Origin of the sequence: Arenicella sp. 4NH20-0111, assembly GCF_040366405.1 — a bacterium.
GTDB lineage: Bacteria > Pseudomonadota > Gammaproteobacteria > Arenicellales > Arenicellaceae > Arenicella.
In genome coordinates, this window is record NZ_BAABWF010000006.1 from 167,492 (window position 1) to 180,562 (window position 13,071).

Here is a 13,071-nt window from a genome sequence, read left to right on the forward strand (position 1 = left end):
TAGGTGTGAATGGTTTTGATATCAAAACAATGTTGCCAATTGTCTTAGTAGCGCCTGAAAACTCTCGGTTCCAGGGTGAATCATGTCGAAATGGCCCGCTCCAGTGATTGTAACGCTAGACGCAGAGGGTAAATATGAAGAGTGGGCAATGGGGACGATGTTGTCTTTAGAGCCATGAATTAGAATGGTGTTGTGATGATTTTTCTTTTGTGCAGGGTTGGCTAACTTGTAAGTATTGGGGGCGTCACTTGGCATGGCGTCAAAGAACTTAGAAGTTGCTGTTTGACAGCTGTTATTTCCTCTAGCGTATTTTGTTACATCGGTAATGGCAGCGAGACCGATAACGCCTTTGATTGAGGGGGTATCAGTCAGGGAGGAACCGGCCAACAGAGCTAAATGCCCTCCGGCAGAGTGGCCAACTAACGCTACATTGGTGGCGTCGAAGTCTGCGCTCTTGATGTTCATGATGTAAGATATGGCTTTCTCTATATCTCTTAGGCTTCCAGGCCATCCACCTCCGTCATCTCCTGTACGCCGGTATTCTATCGACCAAACGGCGTAACCCACGTGCGCCAATGCCGTACTAAGGGCATGGGTATGATTGATGTTATATGTATTGAGCCAGCATCCGCCGTGGATCAGTACTACCAGTGGTGAGGCACCGGGGTGTTGGTTTTTAGGCAACCAGAGCTCACCGAATTGCAACGCATTATCGCCATACTCCAGAATCTTCGAGGGGCGTTGCACCGGCAGTTCGATTACGTCTGCGTAAGCGACATTTTGTTCCGTTGGTAGATAGCAAAAGTTCGCTGTTTCAGCACCAATGGCACTGCGTGTGCAAAGAGTAACTATTTGAACGACGAACAGTAATACAACCACTCTGGTTTTATAGGACATTGGTGTGATTTTCATTGTTTCTAAAATGAGAGGGAGACACGCCAGACCAGCGCTTGAATGCATGAGAAAAATTCGCTGCTTCGCTGTAACCTAAAAGTTCTGCGATTCGTTCAATACTCATATTCGATGCTAAATACTCTTGTGCAAGTTGTTGGCGAATCTCGTCTAAGAGACCTTGGAAATTGCAGCCCTCTTTAGTTAAATTTCTGCGCAAGGTGCGAATTGACATATTTAGCTGGCTGGCCGTTTCTTCAATACTGGGAAAGCTCCCAGGCCGAGCGACCAATATCTTTCGGACTTGCTCAACTAAGCCGCCTTGTAACCCAAATTTACTTAAAAGTCTTTTGCATTGGGCTTGGCAATATTCGGAAGCTAACCTGTCTCGTTGAGGAGAGCGGTGATCTAATATTGATCTGTCGACCAAGATCTCATTTCGATGATGACCAAATTCCACAGGGCAATTGAAGTATTGTTCATATCTATGTCGATTGCGATCATCGGTATGCATCAAGCGCACAATGGTGTTTCGGGCATTGAACTCGATGCCAGATGTTTTCACACCTGTAAAAGCAGCCTCTAAGTCACGGTCGCAATAGAGTTGAAGTAAGTCTGGCGCTAGCTCGTACTTTAATGTGTAGGCAACGCCCGCGGCCTCATCGCTATCCAACAATCGGATGGTAAAGTGAGTGAAAGTGAGAACTGAAAAATCAGCCGCAATGGCAATGGTATCTCTGAGCGTTTGCGCGCTCATCATTGCGTAACCTAGTAAGCCATACGATTCATACCGGAACGCTTCACCAATTTTCAACCCTATTAGGGGATCCTTTGAAATGTTGAGTAAGTTACGATAGAAACTAAATTCTTGATCAAGGCTAATGACCTTCTCGTTCTTATTGGCGACCGCTTCGCTCACGGAGGAGTCTTCGAGCATGTGTGCTTGAATGCCTGTTCCTTGAAGACAATCTTCATCGTTATAGCCTAAAGAACGCATGATCCTAAGAGCACCGCGAATGCCAACGAGATGGTGGTTAAGCAGAGGCTTTATTTGGGGCATTGGGTGCTCACGATATCTGGCCGAAAATCACAGGATTGAGCACCAGTGTACCTCAAAACTGCTTTGGCCGAAAATGACAAAAGTGACCTCGAAGAGCATTTGGTGTAACGATAATTGTCTATATACTCATCTCAAATAATATCAAATAACAATTTTGTAATGGACCTAGCACCTAATACTCCGATTATCGTCGGAGTCGCTGATCGAACTCAGCCCACTCCTACGACTATCGAAGACGCTAAATCTCCTGTGGACTTAGCGGCTCAAGCGTCTGAGCTTGCATTGGCCGATGCAGGTCTCAGCGCTGACAGTGTCTCAGCGCTGGTTGTCGTTCGAACCTCAACGGATTCCGTTCCAATGGCCCAGCCGCCACTTGGGACAAGTAACAATCCTCCAGCAAGCGTTGCGAATAGAATTGGAGCGAGTCCAGCTGTGCTGATACATTCGCCGAGCGGAGGCAATACACCTCAACAGCTTGTCAACCAATGGGCTGAAAAACTAGCGGACGGGTTTGCCGGCTGTGTGTTGTTGACCGGAGCAGAAGCATTGGCAACGGTGAAAGCAGCACCACAATTAGAGGGAGCCTTGGACTGGAACGAAAACTTGGGAGCATCATGTGAAGATCACGGATCTGAAATTGAAGGCATGATAGCAGTAGACGATATGCGTCATGGGATGAGTAAACCAACCACGCAGTATGCAATTGCGGAGAATGCCCGTCGATCTGAGTTAAAACTAAGTTACAAAGAGCATGCATTAGCTGTGGGTAAATTACTCGCACCGTTCTCAGCCGTCGCACAAGAGAACGAGTATGCAGTATTCAGTAGAGCGTATTCGCCTGACGAGATAGCGACTTTAAGTGAGCGTAATCGCTATGTGGACTTTCCGTATACGTTTCGGATGATCGCAAAGGACACCGTTAACCAAGCCGCCGCCGTTATTATGACGACTGTTGGTCGAGCACAAGAATTGGGCATTTCTAAAAGCAAGTGGGTGTTTTTGCATTCCTATGCTCAAGCTAAGGATCTGCCAATACTTAAAAGACAAAAGTTAGGCCAGTCTAAGGCGCTAACCCTTACGTACGCAAAAGCTCTCAAAGACTCTGGTTTGAACATTGACGACATATCAATTTTTGATCTGTACAGCTGCTTTCCGATCGTCGTGGAGTTAGCTAAATCCGCCTTGGGTTTAGGGGACGACGTACAATTAACGCAGACTGGGGGGCTTCCCTATTTTGGAGGGCCTGGTAATAACTATTCCATGCATGGAATTACGGCCGTTGTTCGTAAGTTGCGCGAACGGCCGGATCAATACGCATTGGTTGGAGCAAATGGAGGCATGATAAATAAACACGCGGTCGGAATATATTCGTGTATTCCTGGCTGGAAAAAGTGTGACTCCCGAAACATACAAGCGGAGGCGCTTCTCCAAGACGCCCCTAAGATTGACCGAGCGCCTCGTGGCGAAGCGAGCATTGAATCCTATACCGTTAGTTATTCCAAAGGCCGGCCTGTGCATGCAGTAATCATTGCTCGGCTAGCGTTCAGTGGTGATCGTTTCGTCGCCTGCAGTGCGCCCGGAGACAGTCAGCTGATTAGACGCTTGTTGGCTGAAGATTGCATTGGACTAACGGTTTTCGTTGCGCCAACCCCAAAGGCTAATATTGTTGTTTTAGAGGAACATCAGTTGAGTCAACTTATTCATGAGCCGGAAACTCAGTTTCGTTTGAAGTATCAATTTTGCAGCTTGGAGATTAATCAGAGTGTCCTCGAGATTACGATAGATCGCCCTGATTGTTTTAATGCATTGCATCCACCTGCGAATGATGAGCTGGCGCAGATCTTTGATGTCTATATGAAGAGAAATGACCTTCGAGTCGCGATCATCACCGGCAGTGGGCAGAGCGCGTTTTGTGCCGGAAATGACTTGAAGTACTCTGCCAGTGGCAAACCGTTTTGGGTTCCAAAGTCGGGATTTGCCGGTATTACCTCTAGAGAAGGTAGAAACAAGCCGATTATTGCTGCAGTCAATGGTGTTGCCGCGGGAGGAGGCTTCGAGGTCGCGATGGCGTCAGACATTGTGGTTGCAGGTAGTCATTCGGAGTTTTCACTACCTGAAGTTAAGCGTGGGCTTATTGCCGCGGCCGGTGGGGCAGTTCGGTTGCCTAGACAAATCCCTGAAAAGTTGGCGATGGAAATGATACTTACTGGCGAAAGTGTGAGTGCGGAAAGGGCATTAAGGCTTGGTATTGTTAATCACGTTGTTGCCCCAGAAAACGTAATGAGTAAAGCTCGAGCGATAGCGAAAAAGATTGCGGCTAACTCTCCGACCTCAGTCAGACTTACGTTGGAAATGCAGTCAGAGATGGCTAATCAAGGCGATGCAAATATAGCATCAGGGGGCATTCCCGAGGTGCTAGACAAGCTAATTTGTAGTGAAGATTTTTACGAAGGCCCTAACGCTTTTTCCGAGAAGCGAGAGCCGAAATGGACGGGAAATTAAGCCACGCGCAAATTACCTGTTAAATTGTGATAAAAAAGGTACATTGTCGGTATTAGAGTGAGGGAGATAATAGTTCGAGGTTCATTTGAAGAGGTTGTTAAAGGTAGGGCGGTTTTTGTTATTGCCGGTGATGATTGCGGTTGGGCTTTTGTATTGGAAGTTTCAGGCCCCTGAACCACCGGAGTTACAGGCGTTTATCAATGGAAATGTTCTTACTGTCAATTCGACTAATGACAGAGCCGAAGCGTTACTTGTCGAAGGTGAAAAAATCATTGCCGTTGGAACGACGGTAGAGATTACTTCCTTGATTCAAGCTCATGAATCGAAACGAACCGTTGTGGTGCATGACCTGGCTGGAAAAACACTCGCTCCAGGGATCATTGACGCGCATTCGCATTTCCCAGGGTCTGGAGTGTATCAATTTGCAGCGGACCTAAATGCACCGCCAATTGGCGATATCGCTAGCATCGATGAAATGCTGGCGGTTTTACGGCAATTGGATTCGACGACAGAGGAAGGGCAGTGGCTGTTTGGGCTAGGCTATGACGATTCACAAATGGCGGATGGGAGGCATCCCTTTCGTGAAGAGCTTGACGCTATTTCGACCACTCGGCCTATTTTCATCTTACACATATCTGGCCATATGGGAGTCGCAAACAGCTTGGCAATGGAAAGGATGGGGATTGCGAAAGACACGCTTGCTCCGAGTGGTGGCGACTATGTTAAGAACTCTGAGGGCGAATTGACTGGGCTGATATTGGAAACCGCCGTCTTCCCATTTTTACACAAAGCCACGGATTTTTCCGTGTCGGAAATATGGGACGTGATTACTACAGCTTCACTCGATTATGCTCGCCAAGGGATTACCACGGCTCAAAATGGAGCGGCTGATAAACGATATGCGACTGGACTAAAGTGGGCGTCAAGATTGGGTGCGGTTTCACAACGCTTAATTATCTGGCCTCTCCATGATGCATTGAGCCCGTCCTTGCTGCGGAGTTTGAAGAAAGATACGACGGATCGGTATGAAGTGGGTGCGTTAAAAATAGTGGCTGATGGCAGCATTCAAGGGTACACAGGGTATTTAAAAGAGCCATATCATGTGACGCCGGATGGGCAAGAGTCAAACTTCAGAGGTCACCCAGTTATCGCTAAAGGGGAGCTCGAAGCGCTGGTTAAACGTTATTTTTCAGCAGGCCAGACACTCGCAATTCATGGTAACGGTGATGCGTCAATCGATGATATTTTGTTTGCGGTGGAGTCAGCCCAAACACAATACCCCGATAAACAACGAAGGACGGTTTTGATTCACGCGCAAATGGCGCGTAAAGATCAATTACTAAAGATGAAAGAATTAGGCGTAACTCCTTCGTTTTTTAGCGCTCACACTTACTATTGGGGGGATCGGCATAGAGATCTTTTCATGGGATTGGAGCGAGCTCAAGGAATGAGTCCAGCCCGCAGCGCGCAAAAATTGGGGTTGCGATACAGCCTACATTTGGATACGCCTGTGGTACCTATGAATACTATGCGTTTACTTTGGTCGGCCGTAAATAGAACCACATCCTCTGGGCGTACCTTGGGGAGGAGCGAACGAATTTCCAGAGAACACGCTTTGAGAGCAATAACTATTGATGCGGCATACCAAATCTACAAAGAAAAAGAGTTAGGGTCGATAGAAGAGGGGAAACTTGCAGATCTGGTGATCTTTAATCAAGATCCAACCGATAAATCCGTTGAACTGTTAGATACTCAAGTGGTTGCCACTTACGTGGGGGGGATCGAAATTTATCCAAATCGACGTCTTTAGAGTAAATTTGATGGATAATTTGCTGGATATTTATTAATGTCGCCGAACTTTAACTTACCTCTTTTCAGTTTTGATTGATTTAGATTTTTGGCCATTTTTCTTTCTGGCCATATTTGGTGCCATCGTGGCCAATGCAACGGGTGCGGGCGGCGGTGTTGTTTTTGTACCCGCGTTCAATCTACTGGGCATCGGGAGTGACTCAATCATTGCGACCAGTTTTGCGATTCAGTGCTTTGGTATGACGGCAGGGTCAATTGCTTGGAGAAGACACGCTAACAATCAACTCCAGATTAGCAAGGGTGCACTGCAGCAGGCGTGGGAGCAGTATGCAAATTTGATATTGCTGTTTAGCGTTCCGGCGTTAATTGGCATCTGTTTTGGCCAGTATGTGTTGGTTCTCGATCAGGCCAGCGAAGTGAAAGCCATATTCAAAGGTTTTTCCGCTCTATTTGGTGTTTCTATATTAGCCACCAGCATTTTTATGGCACGCCGCGGTTCGCTTTTACTGGACCCCGTTGCCTTTAATGGTTTTGGCCGAGGCTTGGCTGTGATAGTCGCCTTAATTGGTGGAATGATCACAGCATGGCTTTCGATTGGGGTGGGTGAGTTGATTGCTGTTATGTTGATTTTGATGCGTTACCCGGTACGCCTAGCGATTGGCGTGGCGGTCAGCGTAAGCGCGATATGTGTTTGGGCTGGCGCTCAAAAATATCTGTGGATAGAGCCTCATATAAGTTATGACGTGCTCGTATTTGCGGCTCCTGCTGCAATCATTGGAGGCACTGTCGCCCGTCACATTGTTTCTATTTTTAGTCCTCTTCAGGTGAAAGTATTTATTGCTGTTTGGATTCTAATCAGTGCACTAGCAATGTAAGGACGATTGTCTTGTGCTGTTAAATGCCGTGGCAAAGGCTTGGCGCTATGACCTCGAAATCGAGGTTTTATGGCTGATTAAATTTTAATCAATGGGGCCAAAAGTAGTAATAATCCTGTCATATTTGATTTATACACAAAGTTATCCACAGGAATTGTGTGTAACTTTTCTCATTGTTTATTCTCGATCGTGAATTGAGCTTTCGGACATCTAACTGACCCTACGCTTTTGCCTAATATTCACGGAACCTTGGGGTATTTTGCTTATCCTTGAGTCAGTATTTGATTCAAGGACGCAGACCACCCGCTAGGTTTTTGCTTAGACTGCTAATGAAAACTATTTAAACATGGGTGTGAACTAGTATGGCTCATGGCCAGTCTTTTGCAGTCCGTTAATAATTGTGCTTAACTGGAGGCAACAACCAACCTTACTCATGGAGTAAAATGCCATACACAACTGATGTAGTCGAAGAGCTTAAAATTCTTTCTCTTTTTAATTTGGATACCGGGCAAGAGGGCATTAAAGTGCACTCCACCGCCGCTCCAGAGGCGATTTCTGCAGCGCAACGTTTGCACACCAAGGGTTTGATATCGCAAAGCGATGGAGGCTATTTGACTAGCTTGGGGAGAACAGCATCCGAGCACGCCCAGGATCTGTTGCGTATACTTGATGCGGATACAGCTTAAGTGAGGGTTGGGTTTGTATTTTTAGTGTTTGTCAGCTCGTTAGTTAATGCTAACGAAGATCTTAATAAATGCGATGGTGCTGACCATAAAGCGTTTGATTTTTGGCTATGACGCTGGAAGGTAACTGAAAACGGAAAGTTGGCGGGCACAAACCATATTCAGAAGGTCCAAGGCGGTTGTGCGATTCAAGAGACGTGGGTAAGTGCGACGTCTAATTTTACTGGTACTAGCTACAACTTCTTTAATTCAGAGTCTGGGCAGTGGCAGCAACTTTGGCTTGATAATCAAGGAAAAAATTTGCAATTGTCTGGGAACTTGATTGGATCCCAAATGGTGTTGAAAACTCATCAATCGGTTGACGGCAACGGGATGCCTGTCGTTAATCAAATTACTTGGTCTCTTAACGAAGATGGCACGGTTAATCAGCGTTGGCAATTGTTAAGTAATGGCCGTGTTGAAAAAACGTTGTTTAACGGCTTGTATCAACGGGTCGAACCGAAATAGGCCACCGCGAAGTGTGGTTCAAGACACACTGCGCGGCATTTAGGGCAAATCTAGAGGCAGTGACGATTGATGTGAGTCTCAAAGAACTGCTTTCTGTTTTCAGACAAGGGATGTGTGCTTAGGAATCGCGACAGGTTCGAGTGGTTTTTATTCTTTGGTGTTTTCTCAGAGCCAGTGCCTGAATTGGATTGGGTGCCGGGCGTGCTTTTCGATTGCTCAGGTTTTTGCTCGTGGGCTTCAGTTTTGACCGGTAATGACTCCAGGTTTTCAGTATTTCGAGTGTCAAATGAGCCAAAAAAAGCGGCCATTTGATCAAGCCCTTCAATATCGCATTCAAAATACCTTAGCGCGTATCCGTCTGCATCGCTTTCGAATTCGCGGGAGTATTGAAGTTCCATGAGAAGGGCTGGCGCGCTCAATATGGCGGTTGAAGCACCAGAGACGTCGCCCAATATAAAAGCAATAGCCAGTGAGAAAATTGAGCCTCGGACCATTTGTCGAAGGCTGTGTTGTTCGGCAATGTGGCCAATTTCGTGAGCGATTATTCCCGACAATTGCTTGTCTGAAGTCACGACTTTGGTTAATTGGTCTGTTATAACAATGGTTCCTGAAGGAAATGCGAGAGCGTTAGCGCCTATGTCGTCGTTGCCTTTTCTTATTTTCAACTGAGTTTGGACATCGTCAAGCTCAAGCTTCTTTAGAACGCCATTATAAATGGATAAGATTTCTTGTTGTCGTTGCTCCGGTAGTTCGCTCGGTTGAAACATTTCTGATTCGAGATGTTCGAGTAACTTTCGCTCTATGAAATCAGACGTTTTTTTAGGAAGTGCATCCACAATCGTGTCCGCTGCTTTGGGAACACCGTAGACCGAGAAGGCCCAAATAAAGGCTATCGTAACGATGCTCGCCATTACTATCAGCCAAAGATTGGACTCCAATTTGTGCGGGAAACCTTGTTCGGTGTTTTTGCCTAACATTCCGAGAAGTGAATCTACACCCTCGTTGTCTCTGGTCTCAAACCTTCCGTGGCCTTCTATTGATATGTATCTTGCCGAATTGCCAATTCGGGAGCTTGGCTCAATAGAATCAATGGTGAGATTGAAGGTGGAGTTTTGTGTCCGCAATAACAGGGTGTTGTCGACACCCACCTGCAATTCGGCTGGACTCAGCTTACTCGAGTTACCATCAGAAATGACCCCATCTATCGTCAGCATGCTTTGCTTGCTATAAGGCAATGTCAAGGTCAAATACTTCACCGATTTGCTCGCCAACCGCGCTTTGATATTCGTCTTGTGTGGCAACGAAGCTAGAGAGATCTCCAAATACTTGAAGGGCCGTATTATTCGCGAAAAAGTGCGCGGTACGAACCTTTGCCCATGGTATGAATAATCCGAGGGTGAGAGCGATGCCCAGTGTGTTGGTGAGGTACAACATGGTGAGATCAGTGGCCTTCAATTTCGCTCTTAATTTGTGGTTTCCAACCATTGTCTTTTGGTAGATCAAATTGTAAGTACGAGCTTTTACGAACGCAATGATGAACGCGTAAAGGCAACCGATAGCAAGATAGACCAATAAGATCGAGAGTAACCCTTTAGTTCCAGTGGTTGACGCGTTTCCTGACTGAATTGCCTCAAAATCGAACCCGGTACCCAGTACCGCCGCTGATATTAAGCCTGCGAGGAACATACAAGCCACACCGAGACCGAGCGCTTTTAGGTAGATGGTAAAAACGGGCGTAGGAGAATATAGCCGTAACTTGAAATCTTGGTTGCCGAACGCGTGATTACCAACCACATAGCGGTTGGCAACGTAGACCATGTAGGGGTACGCCAAGAACAGTAAAATTAGGAATGCGGCGTAGCCTACAAAGAAAAACATAATATTGCCTGATTGATCCGAACCCTTATTTTCAAGGAAGAACATGGTGCCAAATAACACTAAGATTGCGGGCAAAATGGCAAGTATCGGAACAATGAGAAACGTCTTTATCGAGTCGACAATGTTTTGATGAAAAGTAAAATGGATATTTCGGTAATAGCTATAATGAGCATTGAAAGCGAGCGATTTCATAATTATCCATGGCGATGCAATAAATAATAGAATCGCTAAAATAAACCCTATGGTCGGCAGAAAGCTTGATGCAAATAGGTATACAGCGAAGAGTACGATGGCAACGAGTCTTCCGCGCAAAATTTGCCATGGTGTGGCTTTGTATTCGAACGATGCGCCATCTAAATAAGTGTTTCCATAGAAGTATTGCTTGTTTCGAACTTTAGCCCACGCTGAATAAATGCCTAAGGTTACGATGGTGAGAAGAATATTGACTATCCAAATCCCAAAATATTCACCGCCCTTGCCAGTGAATTTAAAGCGTTCAATATGTGGCTTTATTGATGCGTTTGAAGACTCAACTTGCGACGCATCGAACGATTCCGAATCCATTTAAACCCCTGTATTTTATTTATTATTCTTCAGCTTCTTACGATTGCAGAGCTGTGGTGGGTAATGATACTCGAATTTTCTGGCTGTGGAAAATGGATCGCCTGTTGTGCATCCCTTCGCAACAGGCTTTCGTCTAACTAGGCTGCTTCAACGGTTACCGGAACACCATTAAGCGCGGCATTCCCACAAAGCTGATCTATGAACTTATCATCTGTGAGTTCATTGCAATTAACCCCTTGTTGTTGAACAGCGATATTTAGTTTCACTCCCTTTTTGTTGTGCCCCCATCCGTGCGGTAAACTGACTACTCCAGGCATCAGCTCGTCCGTTGCGATGACGATGGTTTTGACTTCCCCGACTCTGGATTTAATGATGACCTCGGATTGATCGTCAAGCCCTCTCGAGGCCAAGTCGTCTGGGTGCATCATGAGCTGCCAGCGCGGTTTTCCTTTTACCAGACGGTGATAGTTGTGCATCCATGAGTTGTTGCTTCTGATGTGTCGTCGGCCTATCAATAGTAGATCATTTTTACCCGTGACGACGTTGCGATCAGCGAGACGGTTAAGGTCGTTAATAAGAAACCCAGGAGCGCAATCAATCAACCCATCTTTTGTTGCAATTCTCGTGGTTAAGCTGGGTTTCAATGGCCCGAGGTCGATCCCATGTGGGGCCGCTTTAACTTTAGCCATGGTGAGCGACATAGTTGGGTTTTGGGCTGGACCATAAACGTCATTTTGAATCCCATGGTCAACAAGATCTGCGGGGGCGGGGAGGGGTTTAAAGTCGATGTTCTTTAGCTCAGCGAGTCGTTTGCCAACTAGATTAAACGCTTCCCAATCATGTAGATGGCCCTTTTGGGGTTCAAAAATCGCTGGATTTAGTCGAACGCTGTTGTGCACCGCAAAGCGTAAGAACGCAATATCAAAATGGTCATGCTCTAGTGGGCTGGTGGGCGGTAGAATTAGGTTCGCGTGCCTGGTGGTCGCATTAATGTAAAAGTCAAAAGCGACGTAAAAGTCCAAACTTTCAAACGCTCTTTCCATGTCACTTGAATTTGCGCTGGAAATAACAGGGTTTCCCGCGATGGTGACCATTGCCTTAATCTGACCATCTCCCGGAGTTAAAATTTCCTCAGCCAGCGTGACTGCGGGTAATTCTCCGGAAAACTCTGGTAGGCCGCTGACCCTAGATTTAAATCGGTCGAAATGGCCCGCACCCGGAGCGCCATTTGTTACGTAAGCGAAAGCCGGAGAGGTGAGCATGGCTCCGCCAACAGAATCTGTTGCGCCGATAAGAATGTTAATGACTTGTATCGCCCACTGACATAAAGCACCAAACTCCTGTACCGATACCCCCATTCTTCCATACAGTACGGCCTTATCGGTGTTCGCCAGTTCTTCCGTCAAATTTTGTATTTGCTTGACCGAAATTCCGGATTCCGCCTCGGCACGCTCAAGAGTAAACCCGGATACCGCAGCACGAACTGTATCCAGCCCTTTTGTGTAATCGCTTAGGTGAGTCTCCTTTACTAGCTCGTTCGTGAACAGCGTATTGATCATCGCCATCAACACATAAGCGTCAGCCCCAGGTTTAATGAATAAGTGTTGGCTGGCAATATTCGCGGTTTCTGTGCGCCGCGGATCAATAACCACCAGTTTTCCACCTCGATCTTTAATTGCCTTTAACCTTTTGGGGGCGTTTGGCATGGTCATAATACTGCCATTAGATGCCAGGGGATTGCCTCCCATGATGACCATCATTTGTGTCTGATCTACATCCGGAATGGGGAGCGCGAACTGATGCCCATACATTGCCCATGAGGTCAGTTGGTGCGGGAGCTGATCGAGTGAGGTTGCAGAAAAATGGTTCTTCGTTCTTACGACACGTCGGAATGCGGGACCGTGGGTTAAGTTTCCGTAGTTATGAACGCCTGGATTTCCTCCAAAAAATCCCACGGCGTCGTTACCGTGTTCCTGTTGAATGCTGGCTATGTTTTGGGCCGCGATTTCTATGGCTTCGTCCCAAGTTATTTCGAGCCACTTGTCTCCTTCTCTCTTGTGCGGCATTCGCAAACGGTCTGGGTCGTTGTGGATGTCAGCGATAGCCGTTGCCTTTGGACAGATAAATCCGTGACTAACGGGGTCATTTTTATCTCCTTTAATGGAGATAATGTCATCCCCTTGGGTTTTTATTTCCAACCCACAAATTGCCTCACACAGATGGCAGGCGCGGAAATGAGTTTGAATTGAATCTGACATAGTTTCTCCAGTCGTAAAATTGGGCGCTTCGTAATCAGCGTTCA

At 46.5% G+C, this 13,071-nt stretch carries 10 protein-coding genes; 5 read left to right on the top strand and 5 right to left on the bottom strand.

The window, feature by feature from the left end; all coding sequences use genetic code 11:
- Positions 1 to 21: 21 nt before the first annotated feature.
- Positions 22 to 912, bottom strand: coding sequence for an alpha/beta fold hydrolase (locus ABWW54_RS13605; RefSeq protein WP_353412902.1), 891 nt, complete (start codon positions 910 to 912; stop codon positions 22 to 24).
- Entirely contained in the window at positions 887 to 1,951 is a 1,065-nt protein-coding gene (locus ABWW54_RS13610) for an AraC family transcriptional regulator (RefSeq protein WP_353412904.1), read from the bottom strand. The genes ABWW54_RS13605 and ABWW54_RS13610 overlap by 26 nt, the downstream gene beginning before the upstream one ends.
- Before the next feature lie 159 nt (positions 1,952 to 2,110).
- Between ABWW54_RS13610 and ABWW54_RS13615 the strand changes: the two genes are divergently transcribed.
- From ABWW54_RS13615 to ABWW54_RS13635, 5 genes are all read left to right on the top strand, one after another.
- On the top strand, positions 2,111 to 4,453 hold the full coding sequence (locus tag ABWW54_RS13615) for an enoyl-CoA hydratase-related protein (RefSeq protein ID WP_353412905.1): 2,343 nt from the start codon (positions 2,111 to 2,113) through the stop codon (positions 4,451 to 4,453).
- 85 nt (positions 4,454 to 4,538) lie between these two features.
- Positions 4,539 to 6,263 carry an amidohydrolase gene (locus ABWW54_RS13620; RefSeq protein ID WP_353412906.1) on the top strand — a complete coding sequence of 575 codons (1,725 nt, stop codon included), beginning with the start codon at positions 4,539 to 4,541 and terminating at the stop codon, positions 6,261 to 6,263.
- A gap of 70 nt (positions 6,264 to 6,333) precedes the next feature.
- A complete protein-coding gene (locus ABWW54_RS13625) occupies positions 6,334 to 7,137 on the top strand; it encodes a sulfite exporter TauE/SafE family protein (RefSeq protein WP_353412908.1) in 804 nt (267 codons plus the stop codon).
- Positions 7,138 to 7,580: 443 nt separating this feature from the next.
- Positions 7,581 to 7,823, top strand: a complete 243-nt coding sequence (locus ABWW54_RS13630; protein WP_353412909.1) for a TIGR02647 family protein — start codon at positions 7,581 to 7,583, stop codon at positions 7,821 to 7,823.
- A gap of 138 nt (positions 7,824 to 7,961) precedes the next feature.
- On the top strand, positions 7,962 to 8,327 hold the full coding sequence (locus ABWW54_RS13635) for a hypothetical protein (protein WP_353412910.1): 366 nt from the start codon (positions 7,962 to 7,964) through the stop codon (positions 8,325 to 8,327).
- 50 nt (positions 8,328 to 8,377) lie between these two features.
- On the opposite strand, the gene ABWW54_RS13640 is transcribed toward ABWW54_RS13635, so the two are convergent.
- From ABWW54_RS13640 to ABWW54_RS13650, 3 genes are all read right to left on the bottom strand, one after another.
- On the bottom strand, positions 8,378 to 9,583 hold the full coding sequence (locus ABWW54_RS13640) for a M48 family metallopeptidase (protein ID WP_353412911.1): 1,206 nt from the start codon (positions 9,581 to 9,583) through the stop codon (positions 8,378 to 8,380).
- A complete protein-coding gene (locus tag ABWW54_RS13645) occupies positions 9,552 to 10,769 on the bottom strand; it encodes a YjgN family protein (RefSeq protein WP_353412912.1) in 1,218 nt (405 codons plus the stop codon). Before ABWW54_RS13645 ends, ABWW54_RS13640 begins: the two co-directional genes overlap by 32 nt.
- A 137-nt stretch (positions 10,770 to 10,906) precedes the next feature.
- On the bottom strand, positions 10,907 to 13,027 hold the full coding sequence (locus ABWW54_RS13650; RefSeq protein WP_353412913.1) for a molybdopterin-dependent oxidoreductase: 2,121 nt from the start codon (positions 13,025 to 13,027) through the stop codon (positions 10,907 to 10,909).
- Positions 13,028 to 13,071: the final 44 nt, after the last annotated feature.